Below are 23664 nucleotides of genomic sequence, written 5' to 3'. Positions count from 1 at the left end.
TAACATGAAAAATGCTTTGCAAGGTGCGCAAATGCTGTTCGTAGCTTTTGGTGCGCTTGTACTCGTGCCGCTACTAACAGGACTTGATCCTAACGTTGCACTCTTTGGCGCAGGTATCGGTACCCTTTTATTCCAACTTATTACACGCCGTTCAGTGCCAATCTTCTTAGCGTCTTCTTTCGCATTCATCGCGCCTATCATGTTTGGTATTCAAACTTGGGGTGTCGGTGCAACCATGGGCGGCTTGATGGCGGCGGGTGTTGTGTATGTACTAATGGGCGCGTTAATTAAAGTTCGTGGCGTTGGCTTCATCCATAAACTGCTTCCACCAGTCGTTGTTGGCCCTGTGATCATGGTTATCGGTTTAGGTCTTGCACCTGTTGCAGTTAACATGGCGCTAGGTAAGACAGGCGATGGTGCGGTTCAGCTTGTTGATGCAGACGCTGCCCTATGGATCTCTTCAATTTCACTGTTAGTGACGATTGTCATCAGTGTGTTTTCAAAAGGCTTCCTTAAGCTACTGCCAATCTTCGGTGGTATTGTTGCGGGTTACATCACCAGCTTGGTATACGGCGCGGTAGACTTCACTCCAGTAGCGCAAGCATCTTGGTTAGCACTGCCAAACTTCACAACGCCAGAGTTCAACATCAACGCTATCTTTTTTATGGTATTTGTCGCGATTGCACCTGCCGTTGAACACGTAGGTGATATGCTTGCGATATCTAACGTGACCGGTAAAGACTACCTTAAGAAGCCAGGCTTACACCGCACTATTACTGGTGATGGTGTGGCAACGATTGCCGCTTCTATGCTGGGCGCGCCACCCAATACAACCTACAGTGAAGTAACGGGTGCTGTAATGCTGACTAAAGCATTCAACCCAGTGATCATGACTTGGGCTGCAGTCACAGCCATCGTTCTTGCATTGGTTGGCAAGCTAGGCGCACTACTTCAAACGATTCCGGTTCCTGTAATGGGCGGTATCATGATTCTTCTGTTTGGCTCTATCGCAACCGTAGGTCTTAACACGCTAATCAAGAACAACGTTGACCTTCACAAATCACGTAACCTTGTCATTGTTGGTATTACCCTAGTATTCGGTATTGGCGGCATGGCTTTTGGTATCGGCGATTTCAGCCTACAAGGCGTAAGCTTATGCGGTATCGTGGCGATTCTACTTAACCTAGTACTTCCAGAAGAGCTAGGTGACAACACTGTGGTAGATAAAGCTCAAATCGATTAATGAGTCGGTAAGGCTAGATTCCAAAGAATCACAACCTAACAAGATCAAAAAAGGGAGAGCATCGAATGCTCTCCCTTTTTATTAATACGGTTAATTCAGCGAGTTAAGGAACTGTTTAGAGTCACTTAAGCTGAAACCGAATTACTTAGTACCGAAGATCTTATCGCCAGCATCGCCAAGACCAGGAACAATGTAGCCCTTGTCGTTTAGCTTCTCATCGATTGCAGCCGTGTAAAGCTCAACATCTGGGTGCGCTTTTTCTAGAGCCGCAATACCTTCAGGAGCCGCTACAAGAACAAGAATCTTGAAGTGCTTACAACCTTTCTCTTTCATTAAGTCGATAGTCGCGATCATAGAACCACCCGTTGCAAGCATTGGGTCTACCACTAGAGCGATACGCTCATCGATGTTAGATGCAAGCTTGTTGAAATATGGAACTGGCTCAAGCGTTTCTTCGTCACGGTAGATACCAACAACGCTGATACGTGCGCTTGGGATGTGCTCAAGAACACCGTCCATCATGCCTAGACCAGCACGTAGGATTGGCACTACTGTTACTTTTTTACCTTTAATTTGGTCAACTTCAACTGGGCCGTCCCAACCATTAATAGTTACACGTTCAGTTTCAAAGTCTGATGTCGCTTCGTATGTTAGAAGGCTACCCACTTCTGTCGCTAGCTCACGAAAACGCTTAGTGCTAATCTCACCTTCACGCATCAGGCCAATTTTATGTTTTACTAGCGGGTGTTTCACTTCAACAACTTTCATTTCCAACTCCGGCAATATTTAAACAAACCTGTAGATTATACACGAACTCTAAGGTTATTTCAGAATCTTTATTCTAATAAAAAAAACCGCGCAAACGTTTGCTCTTGGTAATCAAGCCCTGTTAGAATAGCGCCGTTTTCACATCCAACTTAAGTTCGAGGACTATCCCGTGAGTGGTAATACTTCTTCTCTAAGCTACAAAGACGCTGGTGTTGATATCGACGCAGGTAATGCACTAGTAGACCGTATTAAAGGTGCTGTTAAACGCACTCGTCGCCCTGAAGTAATGGGCGGTATTGGTGGCTTTGGCGCCCTATGTGAACTTCCAACGAAATACAAAGAGCCGGTACTTGTTTCAGGTACTGATGGTGTTGGTACTAAACTTCGCCTTGCTTTGGATCTGAAAAAACACGACACCATTGGTATCGACCTAGTGGCAATGTGTGTGAACGACCTAATCGTTCAAGGTGGTGAGCCGCTATTCTTCCTAGACTACTACGCAACAGGTAAGCTAGATGTAGATACAGCAGCAGACGTTGTTTCTGGTATCGCAGAAGGTTGTGTTCAAGCTGGTTGTGCACTAATCGGTGGTGAAACGGCTGAAATGCCAGGCATGTACGAAGGCGACGACTACGACGTAGCTGGTTTCTGTGTTGGTGTTGTAGAAAAAGCGGACATCATTGACGGCACTAAAGTAGCAGCAGGCGACGCACTTATCGCTGTTGGTTCAAGTGGTCCACACTCAAACGGTTACTCTTTAATTCGTAAAGTTCTAGAAGTTTCTGGTGCTGATAAGAGTGAAGAACTAGAAGGTCGCACTATCGGTGAGCACCTACTAGAACCTACTAAGATTTACATCAAATCGGCACTTAAGATGATTGCTGAGCATGACATTCATGCTATCTCGCACATCACAGGTGGTGGTTTCTGGGAAAATATCCCACGCGTACTTCCTGAAGGCACTAAAGCAGTCATTGATGGCAAGAGCTGGGAATGGCCTGCTATCTTCAACTGGCTACAAGAGAAAGGTAACGTGGAAACATTTGAAATGTACCGCACTTTCAACTGTGGTGTAGGCCTAGTTGTTGCTCTACCTAAAGATCAAGCAGACGCTGCTGTTGAACTACTGAAAGCTGAAGGCGAAAACGCTTGGGTTATCGGTGAGATCGCAAACGCTGAAGCTGGCGAAGAGCAAGTTGAAATTAAATAAGTGATACACTCACTTACTTAGTTAATCAATGAGGACCTAATGGTCCTCATTTTGCTATTTAGCCCGCAGAAAACCTTAGTTTATGTAGGTACATTGTAAACAATTCAGTTAATCAATCGTATGACCCACTCTATGAAAAACAATCACTCAAATAAAACCAGTCACTCTAATAAAAACATCGTTGTGTTAGTTTCAGGAAGCGGAAGTAACTTACAGGCTATTTTAGATGCCTGCGATAGCGATATGATTGATGCATCGGTTAAAGCTGTCTTCTCAAACAAAGCAGAGGCTTTTGGATTAGAACGAGCGAAAACCGCAGGTGTTGACGCTCATTCAGTGAATCCAAAAGACTTTGGTTCACGTGAAGAGTTTGACCATGAATTGATGGTTCAGATCGATGCTTACCAGCCAGATTTAATCGTACTCGCTGGCTACATGCGAATCCTGAGTTCAGAGTTTGTTCGTCACTATGCAGGGAAAATGGTCAACATCCACCCTTCTCTGTTGCCGAAATACCCAGGCCTACACACCCACCAGCGTGCCATTGATGCGCAAGACAAAGAACACGGTACTAGCGTCCACTTTGTTACCGAGGAGCTCGATGGCGGTCCTGTGATCTTGCAAGCTAAGGTGCCGGTATTTGAAGATGATGATGCTGATATGTTGGCAAGCCGAGTGCTGACTCAAGAACACTGCATTTACCCTATGGTCTGCAAGTGGTTCGCCGAAGATCGTTTATCAATGCTAAACGGGCAAGCTGTCTTAGACGGTAAGGCATTAGGTAAACACGGTTACGCAGAAGAGTAATTCTTCAGAAACTAAATCAAATCCAAAAAAAGGCCGCTTACTGATTCATTAGTTCAGTAAGCGGCCTTCGTTTGTTCGGGTTCAAGCAATACGATCTACAGCATTAGCTTAATGGCTCTGTCGGTGCTTGGCTCGCTACCTTTTTCGGCGCATAAGCAACATCTTCTAACGCTTGATGGTTGTTGCCAATCAGCTCACCAAAATGAAACAGTGCGTATTCGCCCGGCTTCATTCTAAACCACTGTTCATTGTCCGTAAGAGGTTGAGTTGCTACCACCGTCACCACATCATTTGGCGTAGTCTCTTCTTGGAAGTTTATCTCAACATCTTCATCAATCAGGCTCGCTTTACCAAAAGGTGCGCGCCTTGTTATCCAGTACAAATGGTTAGTACAGTAAGTCATCACGTACTCACCATCACTCAACAACATGTTGAAAACGCCTTTCTCGCGGAGCTGGTCACAACATTCCGCTACGAAGCGAAACATACCTTCCATATCTTGAGGTGGCTCAGGGAAACGCTCTTCAAGTTGTTTGAGTAGCCAACAGAAGGAGAGCTCACTGTCTGTCTCGCCAACCGGTCTGAAACGACCACTAATCAGATCGTCGTAATCCGTTAATTGACCATTGTGAGCAAAGGTCCAGTATCGCCCCCAAAGCTCACGAGTAAAAGGGTGTGTATTCTCTAGATTAACACCACCACGGTTCGCTTGACGGATATGACTGACAACGGCTTGGCTTTTAATTGGGTAGTTTTGAACCAACTCAGCGATCTTAGATTCACAGCTAGGGTTAGGATCTTTAAATGTACGAAAACCCTTTCCCTCATAGAAGGTAATACCCCAGCCATCGCGGTGCGGGCCAGTATTGCCTCCACGCTGCATAAGACCAGTAAAGCTAAAACAAATATCAGTTGGCACATTCGCGCTCATACCGAGCAATTCACACATGGTTTAATCTACTCCCTATTAAAACCAATGGAGCCAAAAAGCTGGGCTCCAAATGTCTGTAAAACTATTATTCCATCTCTTTTTCGACAAGCTGAATCACAATGTGGATGATCTTAATGTGAATCTCTTGGATGCGATCTGCGTAGCCAAAGTGTGGTACTCGGATTTCGATATCCGCACAACCCGCCATTTTACCGCCATCTTTACCCGTCAATGCAATCGTCTTCATGCCTTTCGCTTGAGCCGCTTCAATCGCTTTTAGAATATTGGCAGAGTTACCTGAAGTCGACAGACCGAACAACACATCACCTTTACGACCCACCGCTTCTACATAGCGAGAAAACACGTGGTCGTAGCCAAAATCATTACTCACACAAGATAAGTGGCTAGGGTCTGAAATCGCAATGCCAGCGTAGCCCGGGCGATTTTCACGGTATCGGCCTGTTAGCTCTTCCGCGAAGTGCATCGCATCACAGTGTGAGCCACCGTTACCACAAGAAAGCACTTTGCCTTCTTGTTTGAATGAGTCAGCAATCAGTTTTGCAGCCGCTTCAATTTGAGCAATGTTGTGATCATCACTCAAGAACTTGTTAAGAACGTCAGCAGCTTCGTTCAATTCACTTTTGATTAGGTCTTGGTACATAAGGCTTATCTCTTATATTTTTTTTACGCAACTTAAGGTACGTGAAATGAGAGCTGAGGGTTTTTCCCTCTTTATAGCTGAGTTTACCCACAAACATGAAATAGTGTCGACACTTAAGCCCAAAGATTGCCACCTTAATTAACTTGTCGTTGTAAATCCGTCCAAATATTCGCCACCAACCTCTCACAATTAGAATTTTAACTCTATTGAGATCACTTTTTACTCACCTTGGAGTTTTACAAATATTTAATATTTTGTTTACACTTGACTGGTTAGACCTCTTACCTAAAACTTAATAACAATAAGTGATCTCTGAAAAGGAAATCGATCATGAACATATTGCTCTCCCTACTCGGCATGACCGCCATCTTAGGCGTCTGTCTTTACCATAGAGTTAGTCTGGTACGTGCATTAGTTGTATTAACCGGCGCAATGGTAGCATTAACACTGCTTGGCGGCGTGGCTGTTACCGGCTGGCTTTGCTATCTATTAGCCGTTGCGATCTTTGCTGTACCGACCATTCGTCAGACACTGATCAGCCAAAAAGCACTCTCTTTATTTAAGAAAGTTCTACCGGCGATGTCTCAGACAGAAAAAGAAGCACTAGAAGCCGGCACAGTATGGTGGGAAGCAGAGCTGTTCAAAGGCAAACCTGAATGGAAGAAACTTCAGAACATTGCTGACCCGAAACTCTCTGAAGCTGAGCAAGCGTTTTTAGATGGTCCAGTAAATATCGTGTGTGAAATGGTCAATGATTACCAAGTCACTCATGAGCTTGCTGATTTGCCACCAGAAGTATGGCAATACCTGAAAGACCATAAATTCTTCGCCATGATCATCAAGAAAAAATACGGCGGCTTAGAGTTCTCAGCTTACGCTCAATCTTTGGTTCTACAGAAGCTAACAGGCGTTTCTAGTGTATTGTCATCGACGGTTGGCGTACCTAACTCATTAGGCCCTGGTGAGCTTTTACAACACTACGGTACAGAAGAACAAAGAAACCACTACCTGCCTCGCCTAGCGGAAGGTAAAGAGATCCCTTGTTTCGCACTAACTAGCCCAGAAGCTGGCTCAGACGCTGGCTCTATTCCAGATTACGGTGTGGTTTGTAAAGGCGACTGGCAAGGCGAAGAAGTACTCGGCATGCGCCTAACTTGGAACAAGCGTTACATCACTCTCGCGCCTGTCGCGACGGTATTAGGCTTAGCTTTTAAACTTCGTGACCCGGATGGCCTGCTTGGTGATCAAAAAGATCTTGGTATCACTTGTGCGCTTATCCCAACGGATTTAAAAGGCGTAGAAATTGGCAACCGCCACTTCCCACTAAACGTACCTTTCCAAAATGGCCCGACGCAAGGCGACGATATCTTCGTGCCTATCGATTTCATCATTGGCGGTCAGAAAATGGCCGGTCAAGGCTGGCGTATGCTGGTTGAGTGCCTGTCGGTTGGTCGTGGTATCACACTGCCTTCAAACTCAACTGGTGGCATCAAGTCTGCCGCGCTTGCAACTGGCGCTTACGCTCGTATCCGCCGTCAGTTCAAACAGCCTATTGGCCGCATGGAAGGGGTTGAAGAGCCACTTGCACGCCTTGCAGGTAACGCTTATGTAATGGACGCAGCAAGTAACCTAACCGTCGCAGGTATTGACCTTGGCGAAAAGCCTTCGGTTATCTCTGCAATCGTTAAGTACCATTGTACGCACCGTGGCCAACGCAGCATCATTGATGCGATGGATATCGTCGGTGGTAAAGGCATTTGTTTAGGCCCATCGAACTTCCTAGCTCGTGGCTACCAAGGCTCACCTATCGCGATTACGGTTGAAGGCGCAAACATCCTGACTCGTTCAATGATCATCTATGGTCAAGGTGCGATTCGCTGTCACCCTTACGTACTGAACGAAATGGAAGCGGCTTATTCTGAAAGCAGCGATGCGCTTGATAAGTTTGATTCAGCGTTAGCAGGGCACGTTAGCTTTACGATGAGCAACCTAGTCCGCAGCTTGTGGTTTGGTTTAACCGATGGTCGTGGTTCTGATGCGCCAACACCTTCAAATAAAACAGATAAACAGACACAGCGTTACTACCAACAGCTAAACCGCTACAGTGCAAACCTAGCGCTACTGTCTGATATTTCAATGGCAGTTCTAGGCGGATCACTGAAGCGTAGAGAACGTTTATCAGCAAGACTGGGTGATATCTTAAGTCAACTTTACCTCGGTTCAGCAACGTTGAAGCGCTTTGAAAGTGAAGGCAGCCACGCTGAAGATCTACCGTTAGTACATTGGGGGATGCAAGATAGCTTACGTCAGACTGAAGTGGCGATTGATGAATTCTTAGCGAACTTCCCTAACCCTGTGATTGGTCGTCTGCTTCGTGTTGTGCTAATGCCATTTGGTCGTATCCGTCGTGCTCCAAACGACAAGCTCGATAGCAAAGTTGCGCACATTCTACAAACACCAAGCGAAACACGCTCTCGTATAGGTCGCGGCCAATACCTAGAAGCGACGGAATACAACCCAGTAGGTAAGATTGAAAAAGCGCTAGAAGTGATTCTTCAAGCTGAACCTCTGTTCGACAAAGTCTGCAAAGAGACACATCAAAAACGTGCCTTCTTACGACTTGATCTTGTTGCTCAGTTGGGACTTGAGAAAGGTATCTTAACGCAAGACGAAGCGAATCTTCTGATTAGCGCTGAGGAACATAGACTGTACACGATTAACGTGGATGACTTCTCACCAGAGGAGCTTGCAGCAAAATCTCAGTACCCAGACCAATCGATTGATAACGTCGCTTAAGGCCAGAAAAAGAAACAAAAACGGGACTACTATGAGTCCCGTTTTTTTGTTCATGATTTCGTTGCCACAAATTCCAATGCTTTATCTAGCAGCTTATTCTCTCTAGACAATCTAATCATCTAAGCGAGTTACTTGGGCGCCTTGAGCTGCATCTCAGGTAACGCTTTTTTCTTCGCCTTGACCTTACGAACCACAAACCAAATCAATAAGCCCAATAGAATAGCGACCACATTACCCACCGCAATAATGATCATACTGCGCTGTCTGTCATCTTCACGTTTTTGAAGGATCATCAACTCTGTTGCGATACGCTTCTGTTCAGCAAGAGCTTCTTCTTGAAGACGTCGTGACTCTGCTAAGTCGATATCTTCAACAACGCTGTACGACTGCTCGGTAATTGGAAAAATCAGCGGGCGCTGACTTGAAGCATCAGTGGCATAAACCATCCCTGACCAATTATAAATTCCTAAATCGCCATTATAAGGCACCTCTAAAGCGACTTTCATTGCGTCGACTTCAGCTTGCCCCTGCTTGTACATCACATATTCATCAGGAGCCTTGTGCTCAACATGAACCGCTAACGAGCTCGGTGCGATCATCCCCTGTTCACCAGACACCACAATAGTATGAGGTAAACCCTCTTTTCGTGATTGAATGAAGGTGCTAGTGATCGGTGTTGGGTAAACCAAGACTTCTTGCTCTTGCGCTCGCAGGAACACGCCATTACCAGAGGTAATACGCGCTCGGTATTTACCGGGCTCGATATCAATTGGCAAAGAGACAGTGAACACACCATCTCCGGCCTTTTCATCAAGATCAGCGCCATCATCGGCAAACTCGCCCATCACAACCGGCACCGGGCGCGCTTCTCTCACCAAAGACTCTTCGTTTTCAACAAACTTAGTAAAGGTAACCTTAAGCTTCACGCGATCGAGAAAATCGCGCAGCACCAGCGGCTTGCCATCAGAAGTCAGTCGAGCGGTAAATTTGATGCGCTCTGTTTGATACAACTTATCTGGGAACTCATTAGCATCCAAAACAAGATGAGACAGCAGCTTGATATTGTTCTTAGGGGAAACTTTACCTATCGCTTGCCAAGGGCCGGGCATCGGATTGTCGATAGAGATAATGTCCATGGACGATTCTTCGTACCAACGGACATTATCAGCATTGCGCCAAGAGTAGTATTTCTTGCCATCAGGGCGAACCAAAACGACAGGTTTAGAGTTATCGGCTCGATAAATCACAAAGGTGACTTGTTCAATACTGGGATCAACTCTAAAACGGTTGTCCAATAAACTCATAACGGATTCTGTTGCTGCATGTAAGCCAAAACTTAACAGCAATAAGCAACCGGTAGCCAATACCCTTAACATACTTTCTCCCTACTGACGCCAGAGGCAGCTTCCGCTTTTCTCGACGAGATCTAAACGACTTTGATGCGCTTCTACTTCATCGGCCGTAGCTCGTAAAACCTTTAGGGATTTTCGACCACTTTCTACTCTTCGTATGCTTTCGGCTTCGCCTTCCTGTTGACCAGCGTTAAATTGCAGCGAAGTTTGACCACCCGTCATCAATAAGTAGACGTCGGCTAGGATCTCCGCATCGAGCAATGCGCCGTGGAGAGTACGGTGCGAGTTATCGATACCGTAACGGTCACATAAGATATCTAGGTTGTTTCTTTTACCTGGGAATATCTTCTTCGCCATTGCCAAGGTATCGGTAACTTTACAGTAGTCATCCGTTTTACCTATCGCTGGGTTGAGCTTCTCAAACTCATAGTCCATGAAGCCCGTATCGAAGGGCGCGTTATGAGCCACCAGCTCCGCACCTTTGATAAAGTCGAGAAACTCTTTATGAATGTCTTGGTATTCAGGCTTATCAATCAAGAATTCATCGGTAATACCGTGAACGCCAATCGCCTCTTCTTGAATCGCACGATCGGGCTTGATGTAGACGTGGAAATGACGCCCGGTCAGCCTACGGTTGATGATCTCTACTGCACCAATTTCAACGATGCGGTGACCCATATAGTGAGGGCCACCTTCTGTATTCATACCGGTGGTTTCGGTATCGAGTACAACAATGCGCTTATTTTCGTTCGAACTGTTTTTTTCGTTCGTGCTTTGTTCTGGAGTGCTACTGGTATTCATAAGGATAACTGTGTCAGACTATGCCGATAATGTGCTTGAGGTAATAGTATCAAATCATGACGAAACAAGTTGAAATTTTCACTGATGGTTCTTGTTTAGGCAACCCTGGTCCCGGCGGCTATGGCATCGTACTTCGCTACAAAAAAGTCGAGAAGACGCTAGCAGAAGGTTTCACGCTAACAACCAATAACCGTATGGAAATGCTCGCCGCTGTCGTGGCTCTGCAAACCCTCAAAGAACCTTGCTCTGTGATTCTGACCACAGATAGCCAATACGTGCGTCAAGGCATCACACAGTGGATTCATAACTGGAAAAAGCGTGACTGGAAAACAGCCGACAAGAAACCGGTTAAAAATGCCGATCTGTGGCAAAGGCTCGATAAAGAAACCGCTCGCCATAACGTTGATTGGCGCTGGGTAAAAGGACACGCCGGACACAGAGAAAACGAAATGTGTGATGATTTAGCGCGAAATGCAGCGGAGAATCCGACTCTAGAAGATACGGGCTATCAACCAAGCTAATCGTCTTTTTAATTAGACGCACATTTCAGAAAGCGATTTATAATTTCTTAAACTAATTGACAATTTCTCAATCGAATTGATAGATGAAAAGCCGACAACTAATCGGCTTTTTCTGTTTTTAGCGGATATGACGCTTTGGCTGAATCCATTGTACGGCGCGTATTGGTTCTAAAACTTGCCCCAACAGGCGAGAAACGTCGCTTAAGGTGCCAATGTGGTTTGATGGGTTTTAGCGGGTAAGTACGCTTACGAGCAACAATAAAGTATTGGCTTCCGGCGAAGGATGCACAACCACCTAAGCTGTTCTCCAACCACGTCCACATCGCTTGATACTTACTCATCGGAAACAGCGCGTAGGTGTCACAATGAATTACTTCATAGTTAAGTACACCTAACCAGTCTTTAATTCGACTTGGCGTGTACATACGCCCACTCCAAGGCAAGCTGTTCTTTCGCCAAGGCATCAAACTGGCAAGCCCAGTGACACTGATTGGGTTGAAGCCCGTGATAATGATATAGCCATCGTCCATCATCACTCGATCGACTTCTCTCAATAAGCGATGCGGGTCATTGCTATAATCTAGCTGATGACTCAGTACTACAACATCAAAGCTTTTCTCCAAAAAGGGTAAATTATAGCCATCCGCTATCACATTATGTAATGGGTTCTGGATATCTAGGTTTACTTGATGTTGAATGTTGCATGTGCAGCTAGAAATCTCACTACTGAGGCCACCGAGCTTGAGCATATGGTAACCAAATAGCTTTGGGCACCACTCATCGAGTCGAGTTTGAATAGATTCTCTCAACCAGTCCCCATTGTGCAATTGCGCCCAAGTGTAAGGACGTTCAAACTTCTTTCTGCTACGTGCTGGCTTCATCAATAATCTGTCTCACTTATTCTGTCGCACTAATAGTGACTGGAGAACCAATAATGTTACATATCAAAAGCATACCTGCATTTAACGACAATTACATCTGGCTGATTCAAAATAGCGATCGCCGTTGTGCTGTCGTCGACCCTGGTGATGCGGCTCCAGTATTAGAGTACTTGGCACACCATGAGCTAACTTTAGATGCAATCTTGATTACACACCACCACCACGATCACATTGGTGGTGTTCCAGAACTCGTTAGACAATTTCCCGGCGTGGATGTTGTCGGTCCAAGGAATGAACCTATCCCTACCTTAACTCATCCGGTCGATGATGGTGATCAATTAGAACTGTTTGGCGAAGTATTCCTCGTCCTAGGGCTCAGTGGCCATACTGCGGGTCATATTGGTTATGTGGGCGATGCCAAACTGTTTTGTGGTGATGTGTTGTTCTCTGCGGGCTGTGGCCGAATCATGGAAGGCACACCACAACAGATGTTCGATGCACTGAATAAGATCACGGCTCTGCCTCAAGAAACCGAAGTTTATTGTGCACATGAGTACACTGCAGCCAATATCGCTTTCGCATTAGCCGTAGAGCCTGATAACCAACATTTGCAGCAATATCGCGACCAAGTGAACCGACTTCGCGCTCAAAATAAGTCGACCATCCCCACAAATTTGAGACAAGAGAAGTTTGTGAACCCCTTCCTGCGCTATACCGAGCCAAGTGTAGTGAAATCAGTGTCTAATCGCACCGAGCAGACCGATCCTTTATCGGTATTCACCGCTTTACGTGCGTGGAAGAACGAATTTTAACAAATACAGACTTGTCACTCATAGGGGGTGGCAAGTATTATCATCGGCCGTTAATTAAAAAGGCTGTAACATGCGAGTTAAGTACAGCTGGGCTTTGGTATTACTACTTTCTGGTTGCCAATTAACTCAGTCAGAGAATCCAGACCAAGCTTCCGAGCAAACCAACACATCTCCTACTAAAGAAGTTTCTCAAGCGAACGTTTCATCAGAAGCAACAGCCAAAGAAGATCAAAAAGTTGAAGCACCTGTCGTTACTCCACAAACACAAGAAGATGTTTGGAAACGCATTGCGATGCAACTTGAAATGGAAGTGCCAGACCAAAAGAAGGTCGACTACTACCGAACTTGGTATCTCAAGCACCCGAGTCATCTAAAAACAGTATCAAAGCGTGCTGAACCTTTCTTGTATCTGATCACGACTAAGATTGAAGAAAAAGGCTTACCACTAGAATTGGCACTACTACCCGTTGTAGAAAGCTCTTTCGATGCGTTTGCCTACTCTCATGGCAGTGCTGCTGGTCTATGGCAATTCATTTCAGGCACTGGCAAAGACTACGGGCTTGAACAGAACTTTTGGTATGACGGCCGCCGCGATGTTGCCGCCTCTACCGACGCCGCATTGGACTTCCTCTCAGATCTTAACCGACGTTTCGATGGCGACTGGAATCATGCGATTGCTGCCTATAACAGTGGTGGTGGTCGAGTAAACAGCGCAATCCGCAAGAACAAGAAGCTTGGCAAGCCAATCGACTTTTTCTCTTTGGACTTACCAAAAGAGACCAGCAGCTATGTACCTAAACTGCTTGCTCTAGCAGATGTCATTGCCAACCAAGAAAAGTATGGCATCGATATTCCGGCGATCCCGAATAAGCCAGTGCTGACTCTGGTTAACCCTGAAGAACAGCTTGATTTAGCCATTGCTGCGAACTACGCAGGCATTCCTGTCAAAGAACTTCAAGGTTACAACCCGGCTTACAACCAATGGGCAACGGCACCAGAGAAACACCAACAACTATTACTTCCTTTAGATTCAGTTGAGAAATTCAACAAAGAAGTCGCTGCCAATAAAGGCAAAGGCATGAAGTTGGTGCGTTACAAGGTTCAATCTGGTGACAGCATTAGCGTACTGGCAAGCAAATATAACACCACCAGCAAAGTGATCCGCTCTGCAAACGGTTTGCGCAACAACAATATTCGTATTGGCCAGCACTTACTTATCCCAACATCCACCAAAGACGACAAGACATACGCCCTAAGCGCCTCAAACCGCCTAGCAAGCACACAGTCGAAGAGTCGTGGTCAATATAAGCTCAGCCATACTGTAAGAAGTGGTGACAGCCTATGGACGATTGCACGCGCAAATAAGGTTTCTCACCAATCACTGGCTAAGTGGAATGGTATGGGGCCACGCGACACGCTTAGAGTTGGTCAAGAACTGGTCATTTGGAAAAATGGCTCAGACGGCGCCATCATTCGTACGATCTTTTATAACGTAAGATCAGGTGACACAGTCAGCGGTATTGCATCAAAGTTCAAAGTAAAAAGTACAGATGTTGAAAAATGGAACACTTTGCAGAACAAAAAATACCTACAGCCAGGACAAAAACTGAAGCTGTATGTTGATGTAACTAAGGTAAGTGTATGAACCCGTCAAGTAACCCACTCGTCATGCTGTTGGATATATTCCGTTCGCCAACAGCTTGTTTCTTAGCGCTTTATCAACGAAGTGCTTGGGGATGGCAACCCTACGTCGTATTAATGCTCAGCCCATTTTTGTTTTGGGGTGCTTATTTTTCGAATGTAGATTTTGCATGGTTAAGTGCAGAGCTCTCGCAGCAACTGGCTCAAACGAACCCTGACCAATTGGCGTTACTTGACCGCAATACCTTACTCGCAAGTGAAATCATCAGCGACGTATTTGGCCGAACATTAACCATCGTTCTATTGGCATTCTGGTTTAACCTAGCAACCAAGCCAAGCCAACATCAGCACAGCTTTTGGCGATGGTTTGCAGCGGCATCGGTTGTTATATTCCCAGCTGTTTTAGGTGATGTTGCAAGCTACGCAAGCCTGATACTCAAGCATGGACATGTGATGAACTACGCTGCCGACTTGAACAGCTTAAATGGCTTGATCAAGTTACCGCTAACTAATGATTGGTCACAGTTTGCTAGCTCATTACCACTGCTTCTGCCATGGTACATCGTGCTAGGTTATGCTGCGGTATTAACGTGGACTGAGTTTGAACGCGGGCAAGCGCTTGTGATTTCAGGCTTACCATGGGTTGGCTACTACCTAATCTGGGCGCTCTACATTTTAATCTTTTAAGTAGAAGAGATAAGGCTAGCGAAGACTCTCTAGCCTATTGTTCCGTTAGATTTCCCAAGGTAACCACCGTGCGAATGGTTAAGTTCCAATGACTAATAGCTAATCACTATTTAGCCTTAAAGGTCACTCGCATAGGGTTATGATCAGAAGCGTCCGTAATGGGCGCTTTTGCTTTTTCTACCTCTAGCCCTCGATAGAACACATGGTCGAGCACCAGTCCTGTAATGAACTGAGTTCTGTTATCTGGCTCAAAGGCAACTTCCGTCAAACCAACCTTCTCCAACGCATCTTTCAATACAGCAACGCGAGCTTCACTCCAGCTATTAAAGTCCCCAGCAAAAATAACCGGCCCACGATACTTTTGCAGATTGTCAGTTAAGCTCTTGAGCTGAGCCTCGTAATCTTCCGTACCAAAGGTAAAGTTCACAGCGTGGATATTAATCACAGCCAGCTCTTCGCCATTGTTTAGTTGGTAACGCGACCAAAGCGCCGATTTAGGCAGTTGAAGCCAAGGTTCTTCATGAGTATAAGCACACGCTTCAATCGGTAAATGGGTTGCTAGGTTGAGTACCCCAGCACTTTGCTCAAAGGCCTCAAACGCATTAACACGTGTGCTTCCCCACTGTCCGCTCATTACCCATTGGCGAAGTCCTTCTGTCATACTAGCTTCTTGCAGCAAGACTAAATCGCTACCTGCCGACAGCTTATTTAACTCACTCTGCCAATTATTTCGGTTTTGCTTGTAGATATTCCACACCGTAATGTCTAAGCCATCAGACACATCAATCGCTTTCGGTGCAGAGTTTTGGTAGCAACTGTAGATGTCGTTACTGGTACTTTGAGAGGAAATGATCAGGTTGGGTTTATTCGGGATCACGAAGATAAAATGAAAACTAACGACAGCAAGCGTTATCAATAACGTGATAACAATGATGGTTTTCTTAAACATACAGCACCCTACCAGAGATGAAAAAGGAGCGATAAACGCTCCTTTTAGGGTAATAGTTTTTTTATACGGCGTCTTCGTCTTCTTCGCCAGTACGAATACGTACCACACGTTCAACTTCAGTAATGAAGATCTTACCGTCACCAATTTTACCTGTTTGAGCCGTCTCAATGATGGTATCAACACATTGGTCAGCCACTTCGTCGGTCACAACGATTTCTAGTTTCACTTTAGGTAAAAAGTCGACCATGTACTCTGCGCCGCGGTATAGCTCAGTATGACCTTTTTGACGTCCAAAGCCTTTAACTTCAGATACTGTCATACCCGTAATACCCACTTCTGCAAGTGCTTCACGTACATCATCAAGTTTGAATGGCTTGATAATGGCTTCAATCTTTTTCATGTTCATCCCTTAAACTGTGCGAATGGCTCATTATCGGTTAGCTATAGTAAACATTCAATGAAAAAAGCCAGAGCTTTAAAGCTCTGGCTCGAAATTTATCATCTTGTTTAATCAGCGCTTTGAGAAGGTTTTACTTAAGGCTTGCGTAGTAAGCGGCTAGATTCGCGATGTCTTCATCACTCAGCATTGAAGCTTGAGCCTGCATTACAGCGGCCAAACCGCCGGTGCGCTGGCCATTCTTATAGGCCTTAATTGATGAAGCGATGTATTGCTCGTTTTGACCTTTAAGGTTTGGATAGCCAGGGATCACTGCGATACCGTCTGCACCATGACATGCCGCACAGATTGCTGCTTTAGCTTGACCCGCAGCAACATCAGCCGCCAGAGCGTTACCACTCAATAGTCCAAATCCAAGAACTAATCCTAGTGTAATTTTCTTCATTGCATATTCCATTAATTATTTTTATTAAAGTGACGGTGAATTGTGACATAAACTTTTTCTACTTGCTCCAAAGCGCTTCACAATCTTGACCTTCGTAGTTTTTATCTACGAATAAGCCTAAAACAGCGATCACTCGATCGCCATCCATTAATATCGGCGTTCTGCGTCTTAACCAACTGGGTACTTGGTACTCTTGAAACAACTTCTTAAGCTTCCTGCTATGACCGCGCCCAACAGGGTGTGCTGACAATCCCTCAGGGTTAAATATCACTCGCAGTGTTCCTCTCGTTGTGTTGAGACTAAAATGTTGCGCATCACAGTGGTTAGATACACCATCACTCGCCGCTGAAGTTAAGTGTAGTTCCCCTAAACCGTCAGGCAAAACTAAGCTCTCTTCCATCGAGATATCACTTTGCCAGTTCGACAAGTCTTTGGTCTCTTTGACGACATAGAGCTGATGATTAAAACGTCTAACCTCAACCTCATTCAACACCAGCTTAGGGTTGGCGTCTGCCTGAGCACATGCCACCTCATCCCATATAAGTTTGAGCTGCTTTTGGCTCGGCATCGGTTGATTACAGCGGCTCAGCCACATTCTTAATAAGCGTGCACGCAGTAAATCAGAGTGCTGAGATAATACCTCAATACTTAAGCTGTGCTTCTCAGTCAAAGCTTGTTGTAAGTGAGATTCTAACAACTCATCCAACAGTAACTCTTGCTCTGCACATAGCTGAGCACTACGACTGACCGATTCTCGAAAACTAGGCCAACGCTCGGTCAGTGTCGGAGTGACTTGATGACGAATAAAATTACGGTCAAAGCGAACGTCTTGATTACTCTCATCTTCTACCCAAGTTAAAGCCATATCGCGCGCCGCCCCTTCAATATCCGTTCTCGTCACCGACAGCAGTGGGCGAACGATATGAGCACCTGAAAATGGCATCACTTTCGCCATTGAAGAGAGCCCTTTCGGACCACTGCCACGCTTAAGAGCTAACAAGAAGGTCTCGACTTGGTCATCGATGTGCTGGCCTGTCACTAACACATCACCTTGTCTAATATGCTTTTTAAGGGCTTGGTATCGCGCGTCTCGAGCCAGCTTTTCAACGCTTTCTCCACGGCTAATATCTAGCGAGACTCGTTCAATGAACAAGGATACCGACAAAGCATCACACCATGTTTTGCACTGCTCTGCCCAATAATCAGCATTGTTGCTTAAGCCGTGGTGAACATGTACCGCACAGCAATCGATGTGATGGGACTTAGCGAATTGGGCAGCCAACTCCAACAACACTCGTGAATCGACACCACCACTGAAAGCGACGATCAACCGACAAGGCTTAAGCGCGCTTTGATCAAGTACAGATGTGAAGGTATCAATTAAGTGTGTCATGAGGCTAATAAACCAAGAGATCGTGTGTTAAGGGATAATGTTTTAATAATAAAAAAGGGTTGGCACTGAGTCCAACCCTTTCATCATTTGTTCGTATAGCTAGCCTTATCGCTAAGGCAAGTTATCAGCAGTAGCCGTAGCTCATTAGACGCTGGTAACGACGCTCAAGCAGCGTTTCGTTATCAAACTGCTCTAGCTCTTCTAGCTGTTTAACTAACATGTCTTTCATGTTTTGAGCGGTTTGTGCAGGGTCGCGGTGCGCGCCACCTAGAGGCTCAGGAATGATTTCGTCGATAAGCTCTAGCTCTTTAAGACGAGGAGCAATCAGGCCCATCGCTTCAGCTGCTTGTGGTGCTTTATCTGAATCGCGCCATAAGATTGAAGCACAACCTTCTGGAGAGATTACTGAGTACGTAGAGTACTGAAGCATGTTCACGTAGTCACCAACACCAATCGCTAGTGCACCACCAGAACCGCCTTCACCCACAACGTTACAGATAACAGGAACTGAAAGGCCAGCCATCACTTTTAGGTTTTTAGCGATAGCTTCAGATTGACCACGCTCTTCAGCACCAACACCTGGGTATGCGCCCGCTGTGTCGATGAAAGTAATAATAGGCATGTTGAAACGCTCAGCAGTTTCCATTAGACGTAGCGCCTTACGGTAACCTTCTGGCTTTGGCATACCAAAGTTACGGATCACTTTCTCTTTAGTCTCACGACCTTTCTGGTGACCAATAACCATAACAGGACGGCCATTTAGACGAGCCATACCACCCACAATAGCTTTGTCGTCAGCGTAAGCGCGATCGCCCGCCATCTCTTCAAACTCTGTGAATGCATGCTCCAGGTAATCTTTGGTGTAAGGACGTTGAGGGTGACGAGCAAGTTGAGCTACCTGCCATGCACCTAAGTCACTAAAGATTTTCTGTTTAAGCTCTAAGCTTTTTTTCTCTAGTTGTTCGATTTCTTTGTCTAGATCTACCGCTGTGTCACCACCGTGACGCGAAACGTCACGTAGCGCTTCGATTTTTGCTTCAAGTTCAGCGATAGGCTTTTCAAATTCTAGAAAGTTCAGGCTCATCTATGAATCCTTGTTGATTCAGCTCCGCATTCGCGAAGCTAAATTTTAGTTAAATTCGAGTTCTACTTGGCTATTTCCAAGCAGCTGTTTTAATTCGTCTAGTAATGTATCACTTGGCGTCACACGCCATTCTGTGCCCAATGTTAACCGCGCTCTAGCGTCGGCACGCTGGTAGTATACATTGACTGGGACCGTTCCGGCTCTATAAGGTTCTAAGATTTGACTAAAGCGTTCAAAAAATTGACCGTTAATTTGGGATTGGTCGATAGATATCGACACCCCACGAGCATATTTCTCACGGGCGCTTCCTAAGTCCATGACCTCGCGCGCGGACATTTTAAGCCCGCCATTGAAATCATCAAAGCTGACCTGTCCGGAAACGACCACAATTTTGTCTTTTTCGAGCAATTCTGCGTAGCGATCGAGCGCATCCGAGAACAACATCACTTCCATTCGGCCCGATCGGTCATCAAGTGTCATCAAACCGATTCGCGTACCGCGCTTAGTCGTCATTACTCTCGCAGCAATCACCAAACCGGCAATTGTTAGTGATTGGTCACGACGCGTTGGCGTGGCATCTTTCAAACGACAGCTGGTGTATTTCGCTAACTCTTTGATGTAAGCGTTAACCGGGTGACCCGTTAAATACAAACCAAGCGTTTCACGTTCACCTTCAAGCCAAACCTTCTCAGGCCATTTAGGCACTTGGGTATACTTGTGTTCAACCTCTTCCGGAGCGTCGGTCAACACGCCAAACATATCAGATTGACCAAAAGACTCGGCATGGTGATGTTGACTCGCTGCCTTCACCGCATCTTTCAAAGATGCCATCATCGCCGCTCGGTGAGGACCTAATCTATCTAAGGCTCCGGATAGAATCAACTTTTCGATAACACGTTTATTAACCTTCTTCAGATCAAGACGTGCACAGAAGTCGAATAAGTCTTTAAAGTAACCACCTTTATTTCGCGCTTCAATAATCGCTTCAATAGGGCCTTCACCGACCCCTTTGATCGCACCGATGCCATAAACAATCGCGCCATCTTCATCCACGTTAAAGCGGTACAGACCCGAGTTGATATCTGGTGGTAAAAGCTTGAGCTTCATACGGAAACATTCATCAACAAGGCCAATAACCTTCTCGGTGTTATCCATATCTGCCGTCATTACCGCAGCCATAAATTCCGCTGGGTAGTGCGTTTTCAGCCATAGCGTTTGATAAGAAACCAGTGCATATGCTGCGGAGTGAGATTTGTTAAAGCCGTAGCCCGCAAATTTCTCTACCAAGTCAAAGATCTTCATGGCCAGCTCGCCATCAACACCATTGGCTTCAGCACCCTCTTTAAAGGTACCACGCTGCTTTGCCATCTCTTCTGGCTTTTTCTTACCCATCGCACGACGCAACATATCCGCTCCACCAAGCGTATAGCCAGCAAGGATCTGTGCGATTTGCATTACCTGCTCTTGATACAGGATGATGCCGTACGTAGGTTCTAGCGTCTCTTTCAGCGATTCGTGTTGCCACGTTTCATCAGGGTAAGAAACCGCTTCACGGCCGTGTTTACGGTCGATAAAGTTATCTACCATGCCTGATTGCAGAGGACCCGGACGGAACAGGGCTACCAATGCGATAATATCTTCAAAACAGTCGGGCTGTAGACGTTTGATAAGGTCTTTCATACCACGCGATTCCAGCTGGAATACCGCGGTGGTTTCAGAATTTTGTAATAGGTTAAATGACGCTTGGTCATCAAGAGGAATCGACTCGATACGAACCGGTTCTTTCCCCTCTTTCTTCAAACGTGGATTCACTAGGCCTAACGCCCAGTCGATGATGGTCAGGGTACGCAGCCCCAAAAAGTCGAACTTAACCAAGCCAGCCGTTTCAACGTCATTCTTATCGAACTGCGTTACTGGGAAGTTACCTTCTGCGTCGGCATAGATTGGCGCAAAATCGGTGATCGTGGTGGGTGAGATAACAACACCACCTGCGTGCTTACCGGCATTTCGCGTACAACCTTCAAGGATGCGACACTTATCAATCAGCTCACGAACTTCTTCATCGCCATCGTAAAGCTCTGGCAATGCAGGTTCAGCAAGGAATGCTTTCTCTAGCGTCATACCCGGGTCTGGCGGTACAAGCTTTGAAATTCGATCGACGAAACCAAACGGGTGGCCCAATACACGGCCTACATCGCGGATTACCGCTTTTGCCGCCATGGTACCAAAGGTGATGATCTGAGAAACGGCATCACGACCGTACATTTCAGCCACGTGATCAATAACTTGGTCACGCTTATCCATACAGAAGTCGATATCGAAATCGGGCATGGATACACGTTCTGGGTTCAAGAAACGTTCGAAAAGTAGATCGTATTCAAGTGGATCGAGATCGGTGATATCCAAGGCGTAAGCGACTAGAGAGCCGGCACCAGAACCACGGCCAGGACCTACTGGCACATCGTTGTCTTTTGACCACTGGATGAACTCCATTACGATCAAGAAGTAACCTGGGAAACCCATGTTGTTAACAACTTCGAGCTCAATCTTGAGTCGCTCATCGTATTCCGGTCTGCGCTCAGCACGCACTTTTTCATCTGGGAATAGGAACGCTAGACGTCGCTCAAGGCCTTCTTCAGATTTCTTGATCAAGAAGTCTTCAATCGCCAAACCTTCCGTTGGGAAGTTAGGCAGGAAGTACTCGCCCAGACGAACCGTTACATTACAACGCTTAGCAATCTCAACACTGTTCTCAAGTGCTTCAGGGATATCGGAGAACAGCTCGCACATCTCTTCTTCGCTACGAAGATACTGTTGCGCGCTGTAATTTTTAGGACGACGAGGATCGACCATAGTGAAACCATCATGAATTGCCACGCGGATTTCATGGGCATCAAACAGGTCTTCAGTTAGGAATACTACTTCGTTGGTTGCAACAACAGGCAAGTCTTCCTGCTCAGCAAGTTCTAGTGCAAAGTGCAGATAAGACTCTTCATCGGCACGCCCTGTACGAATCAGTTCCAAGTAAAAACGATCGGCGAAGTACGTTTTGTAAAACTCGACGCTGCTTGCAACCAAGTCACGGTTACCTTTCAGCAACGCCTTACCAATCTCACCTTCTTTGGCGCCCGATAGAATGATCAGGCCTTCTGCATTCTCAATTAGCCACTCTTTATCAATAACAGGCTGATGTTGAACATGACCACGAAGGTAAGCTTTTGAGATGAGTAACGTTAGGTTGTTATAACCTTTATTGTTCGTTGCGATAACGGTGAGCTTGGTCAACTCGTCACCGAATTCTGGAGACTGCATCAAGAAGTCAGCACCAATAATAGGTTTAACCCCACACCCATGGGCAGTACCGTAAAACTTCACTAAACCACACAGGTTGGTAAAGTCGGTCAATGCTAGAGCAGGCATACCCATTTCAGCGACTTTTTTAACTAATGGTGGCACCTTGGATAGGCCATCCACCATCGAAAAGTCACTGTGTACGCGTAGGTGAACAAATTTTGGATCTGACATTATTTTTCCTGAGTTCTAGGTTTGAGCCTAGGATTACAACTGTGTGTATTCTATTTTTTTCTAATACAAGTTAGCAACTTTATTCGATGCTAAGCTCTAGTTAACGTAAAGCTCTAATCTATACCAAGAATACGTTTTACTGGCTTAAAGCTCTTGCGGTAATGCTCGGTTACACCATGTTTTTCAATCGCTTCGAAATGCGCTTTGGTCGGGTAACCTTTATGCTTAGCAAAACCAAACTCTGGATGAAGTTTATCAAGATCTTCCATCTCTTGGTCACGAACGACTTTTGCGATAATAGACGCCGCACTGATTTCAGCCACTCGCAAGTCCCCCTTCACAATCGCAAGACCATCCATCGGCAGTTCTGGGACTCGGTTTCCATCTATCAACGCCATATCAGGTTGAACGCTCAACCCCGCGATAGCTCGCTGCATAGCAACCATCGTCGCTTGCAGAATATTCAACTCATCAATTTCTTGTGGAGAACAACGACCGACAGACCACGCCAAAGCTTTCTCTTTGATTTCAGGAAGTAACGCAAGACGCTTTTTCTCAGACAATTTCTTTGAGTCGTTCAAGCCTTCGATTGGGTTGTTTGGATCGAGGATAACCGCAGCGGTCACCACGTCGCCAACCAAAGGGCCACGCCCTACTTCATCCACGCCAGCAAACAGCTGGTAACCTTGCGGGTATTCAAATGGAGGAAGCTCTTTTTTTTCTTTTACTGCCATAACTAATCTCTTAATGTTCTGTAAAT

General features: G+C 45.8%; 21 protein-coding genes. 8 read left to right on the top strand and 13 right to left on the bottom strand.

Annotated elements, in window-relative coordinates:
* Positions 1 to 4 precede the first annotated feature (4 nt).
* Entirely contained in the window at positions 5 to 1243 is a 1239-nt protein-coding gene (locus AB4517_RS16750) for a uracil-xanthine permease family protein (protein WP_017060715.1), read from the top strand.
* 141 nt (positions 1244 to 1384) lie between these two features.
* Here AB4517_RS16750 and upp read toward each other — a convergent pair whose 3' ends face one another.
* A complete protein-coding gene (upp, locus tag AB4517_RS16745) occupies positions 1385 to 2011 on the bottom strand; it encodes a uracil phosphoribosyltransferase (protein ID WP_004738627.1) in 627 nt (208 codons plus the stop codon).
* A gap of 169 nt (positions 2012 to 2180) precedes the next feature.
* Between upp and purM the strand changes: the two genes are divergently transcribed.
* Positions 2181 to 3221 carry a phosphoribosylformylglycinamidine cyclo-ligase gene (gene purM, locus AB4517_RS16740; RefSeq protein WP_008222945.1) on the top strand — a complete coding sequence of 347 codons (1041 nt, stop codon included), beginning with the start codon at positions 2181 to 2183 and terminating at the stop codon, positions 3219 to 3221.
* 132 nt (positions 3222 to 3353) lie between these two features.
* Positions 3354 to 4028, top strand: a complete 675-nt coding sequence (gene purN, locus AB4517_RS16735) for a phosphoribosylglycinamide formyltransferase (RefSeq protein ID WP_372148823.1) — start codon at positions 3354 to 3356, stop codon at positions 4026 to 4028.
* A 103-nt stretch (positions 4029 to 4131) separates the two neighbouring features.
* On the opposite strand, the gene AB4517_RS16730 is transcribed toward purN, so the two are convergent.
* Together AB4517_RS16730 and lpcA are read right to left on the bottom strand one after the other, a co-directional pair.
* A complete protein-coding gene (locus tag AB4517_RS16730) occupies positions 4132 to 4977 on the bottom strand; it encodes a class II glutamine amidotransferase (RefSeq protein WP_065583986.1) in 846 nt (281 codons plus the stop codon).
* A 67-nt stretch (positions 4978 to 5044) separates the two neighbouring features.
* Complete coding sequence (gene lpcA / locus AB4517_RS16725; protein ID WP_017063379.1) at positions 5045 to 5620, bottom strand: D-sedoheptulose 7-phosphate isomerase; 576 nt, start codon at positions 5618 to 5620, stop codon at positions 5045 to 5047.
* 330 nt (positions 5621 to 5950) lie between these two features.
* On the opposite strand from lpcA, the gene fadE reads away from it, so the two are divergent.
* Positions 5951 to 8416 carry an acyl-CoA dehydrogenase FadE gene (gene fadE, locus AB4517_RS16720; RefSeq protein WP_029235127.1) on the top strand — a complete coding sequence of 822 codons (2466 nt, stop codon included), beginning with the start codon at positions 5951 to 5953 and terminating at the stop codon, positions 8414 to 8416.
* Positions 8417 to 8544: 128 nt separating this feature from the next.
* Here the strand turns inward: fadE and AB4517_RS16715 are convergent, their stop codons facing one another.
* Together AB4517_RS16715 and dnaQ are read right to left on the bottom strand one after the other, a co-directional pair.
* Complete coding sequence (locus AB4517_RS16715; RefSeq protein WP_017069371.1) at positions 8545 to 9792, bottom strand: TIGR03503 family protein; 1248 nt, start codon at positions 9790 to 9792, stop codon at positions 8545 to 8547.
* A gap of 9 nt (positions 9793 to 9801) precedes the next feature.
* The gene (dnaQ, locus tag AB4517_RS16710) at positions 9802 to 10569 is read right to left on the bottom strand and encodes a DNA polymerase III subunit epsilon (RefSeq protein ID WP_017060722.1); all 768 of its coding nucleotides are present in this window, start codon (positions 10567 to 10569) and stop codon (positions 9802 to 9804) included.
* 56 nt (positions 10570 to 10625) lie between these two features.
* Between dnaQ and rnhA the strand changes: the two genes are divergently transcribed.
* Positions 10626 to 11090, top strand: coding sequence for a ribonuclease HI (rnhA, locus tag AB4517_RS16705; RefSeq protein WP_017063376.1), 465 nt, complete (start codon positions 10626 to 10628; stop codon positions 11088 to 11090).
* A 98-nt stretch (positions 11091 to 11188) separates the two neighbouring features.
* On the opposite strand, the gene AB4517_RS16700 is transcribed toward rnhA, so the two are convergent.
* The gene (locus AB4517_RS16700; RefSeq protein WP_017060724.1) at positions 11189 to 11971 is read right to left on the bottom strand and encodes a class I SAM-dependent methyltransferase; all 783 of its coding nucleotides are present in this window, start codon (positions 11969 to 11971) and stop codon (positions 11189 to 11191) included.
* Positions 11972 to 12024: 53 nt separating this feature from the next.
* Here AB4517_RS16700 and gloB point away from each other — a divergent pair, with 53 nt between their 5' ends.
* From gloB to AB4517_RS16685, 3 genes are all read left to right on the top strand, one after another.
* Positions 12025 to 12783, top strand: a complete 759-nt coding sequence (gene gloB, locus AB4517_RS16695; RefSeq protein WP_017060725.1) for a hydroxyacylglutathione hydrolase — start codon at positions 12025 to 12027, stop codon at positions 12781 to 12783.
* 70 nt (positions 12784 to 12853) lie between these two features.
* Positions 12854 to 14428, top strand: a complete 1575-nt coding sequence (locus AB4517_RS16690; protein ID WP_372148819.1) for a LysM peptidoglycan-binding domain-containing protein — start codon at positions 12854 to 12856, stop codon at positions 14426 to 14428.
* The gene (locus AB4517_RS16685) at positions 14425 to 15111 is read left to right on the top strand and encodes a YIP1 family protein (RefSeq protein ID WP_065583991.1); all 687 of its coding nucleotides are present in this window, start codon (positions 14425 to 14427) and stop codon (positions 15109 to 15111) included. The genes AB4517_RS16690 and AB4517_RS16685 overlap by 4 nt, the downstream gene beginning before the upstream one ends.
* Positions 15112 to 15217: 106 nt before the next feature.
* On the opposite strand, the gene AB4517_RS16680 is transcribed toward AB4517_RS16685, so the two are convergent.
* The 7 genes from AB4517_RS16680 to rnhB form a co-directional block, all read right to left on the bottom strand.
* On the bottom strand, positions 15218 to 16060 hold the full coding sequence (locus tag AB4517_RS16680; RefSeq protein WP_065583992.1) for an endonuclease/exonuclease/phosphatase family protein: 843 nt from the start codon (positions 16058 to 16060) through the stop codon (positions 15218 to 15220).
* Positions 16061 to 16121: 61 nt separating this feature from the next.
* The gene (gene glnB / locus AB4517_RS16675; protein ID WP_017063373.1) at positions 16122 to 16460 is read right to left on the bottom strand and encodes a nitrogen regulatory protein P-II; all 339 of its coding nucleotides are present in this window, start codon (positions 16458 to 16460) and stop codon (positions 16122 to 16124) included.
* Between the two features lie 130 nt (positions 16461 to 16590).
* The gene (locus AB4517_RS16670; protein WP_170791809.1) at positions 16591 to 16914 is read right to left on the bottom strand and encodes a cytochrome c; all 324 of its coding nucleotides are present in this window, start codon (positions 16912 to 16914) and stop codon (positions 16591 to 16593) included.
* A gap of 46 nt (positions 16915 to 16960) precedes the next feature.
* Entirely contained in the window at positions 16961 to 18295 is a 1335-nt protein-coding gene (gene tilS / locus AB4517_RS16665; protein ID WP_372113547.1) for a tRNA lysidine(34) synthetase TilS, read from the bottom strand.
* 124 nt (positions 18296 to 18419) lie between these two features.
* Positions 18420 to 19379: an acetyl-CoA carboxylase carboxyl transferase subunit alpha gene (accA, locus tag AB4517_RS16660; protein ID WP_017060731.1), complete on the bottom strand. Its 960-nt coding sequence runs from the start codon at positions 19377 to 19379 to the stop codon at positions 18420 to 18422.
* Positions 19380 to 19424: 45 nt separating this feature from the next.
* On the bottom strand, positions 19425 to 22904 hold the full coding sequence (dnaE, locus tag AB4517_RS16655) for a DNA polymerase III subunit alpha (RefSeq protein WP_372148816.1): 3480 nt from the start codon (positions 22902 to 22904) through the stop codon (positions 19425 to 19427).
* Positions 22905 to 23017: 113 nt separating this feature from the next.
* Positions 23018 to 23638 (bottom strand): ribonuclease HII, encoded by a 621-nt coding sequence (gene rnhB, locus AB4517_RS16650; protein WP_017063371.1) that lies wholly within the window; start codon positions 23636 to 23638, stop codon positions 23018 to 23020.
* Between the last annotated feature and the right edge of the window lie 26 nt (positions 23639 to 23664).

Source organism: Vibrio sp. 10N.222.52.C3, from assembly GCF_041474195.1.
GTDB classification, from domain to species: domain Bacteria; phylum Pseudomonadota; class Gammaproteobacteria; order Enterobacterales; family Vibrionaceae; genus Vibrio; species Vibrio crassostreae_C.
This window is presented reverse-complemented; position numbering and strand designations above follow the sequence as displayed.

Bases quoted from the DNA above. Each gene is read 5' to 3' on its own strand.
- AB4517_RS16670 (WP_170791809.1), bottom strand. From the start codon at position 16,914: ATGGAATATGCAATGAAGAAAATTACACTAGGATTAGTTCTTGGATTT.
- AB4517_RS16690 (WP_372148819.1), top strand. From the start codon at position 12,854: ATGCGAGTTAAGTACAGCTGGGCTTTGGTATTACTACTTTCTGGTTGC.
- AB4517_RS16750 (WP_017060715.1), top strand. From the start codon at position 5: ATGAAAAATGCTTTGCAAGGTGCGCAAATGCTGTTCGTAGCTTTTGGT.
- AB4517_RS16700 (WP_017060724.1), bottom strand. From the start codon at position 11,971: ATGAAGCCAGCACGTAGCAGAAAGAAGTTTGAACGTCCTTACACTTGG.
- tilS (WP_372113547.1), bottom strand. From the start codon at position 18,295: ATGACACACTTAATTGATACCTTCACATCTGTACTTGATCAAAGCGCG.
- purN (WP_372148823.1), top strand. From the start codon at position 3,354: ATGAAAAACAATCACTCAAATAAAACCAGTCACTCTAATAAAAACATC.
- rnhA (WP_017063376.1), top strand. From the start codon at position 10,626: ATGACGAAACAAGTTGAAATTTTCACTGATGGTTCTTGTTTAGGCAAC.
- AB4517_RS16730 (WP_065583986.1), bottom strand. From the start codon at position 4,977: ATGTGTGAATTGCTCGGTATGAGCGCGAATGTGCCAACTGATATTTGT.
- fadE (WP_029235127.1), top strand. From the start codon at position 5,951: ATGAACATATTGCTCTCCCTACTCGGCATGACCGCCATCTTAGGCGTC.
- dnaE (WP_372148816.1), bottom strand. From the start codon at position 22,904: ATGTCAGATCCAAAATTTGTTCACCTACGCGTACACAGTGACTTTTCG.
- AB4517_RS16715 (WP_017069371.1), bottom strand. From the start codon at position 9,792: ATGTTAAGGGTATTGGCTACCGGTTGCTTATTGCTGTTAAGTTTTGGC.
- rnhB (WP_017063371.1), bottom strand. From the start codon at position 23,638: ATGGCAGTAAAAGAAAAAAAAGAGCTTCCTCCATTTGAATACCCGCAA.
- dnaQ (WP_017060722.1), bottom strand. From the start codon at position 10,569: ATGAATACCAGTAGCACTCCAGAACAAAGCACGAACGAAAAAAACAGT.
- AB4517_RS16680 (WP_065583992.1), bottom strand. From the start codon at position 16,060: ATGTTTAAGAAAACCATCATTGTTATCACGTTATTGATAACGCTTGCT.
- gloB (WP_017060725.1), top strand. From the start codon at position 12,025: ATGTTACATATCAAAAGCATACCTGCATTTAACGACAATTACATCTGG.
- glnB (WP_017063373.1), bottom strand. From the start codon at position 16,460: ATGAAAAAGATTGAAGCCATTATCAAGCCATTCAAACTTGATGATGTA.
- upp (WP_004738627.1), bottom strand. From the start codon at position 2,011: ATGAAAGTTGTTGAAGTGAAACACCCGCTAGTAAAACATAAAATTGGC.
- lpcA (WP_017063379.1), bottom strand. From the start codon at position 5,620: ATGTACCAAGACCTAATCAAAAGTGAATTGAACGAAGCTGCTGACGTT.
- AB4517_RS16685 (WP_065583991.1), top strand. From the start codon at position 14,425: ATGAACCCGTCAAGTAACCCACTCGTCATGCTGTTGGATATATTCCGT.
- accA (WP_017060731.1), bottom strand. From the start codon at position 19,379: ATGAGCCTGAACTTTCTAGAATTTGAAAAGCCTATCGCTGAACTTGAA.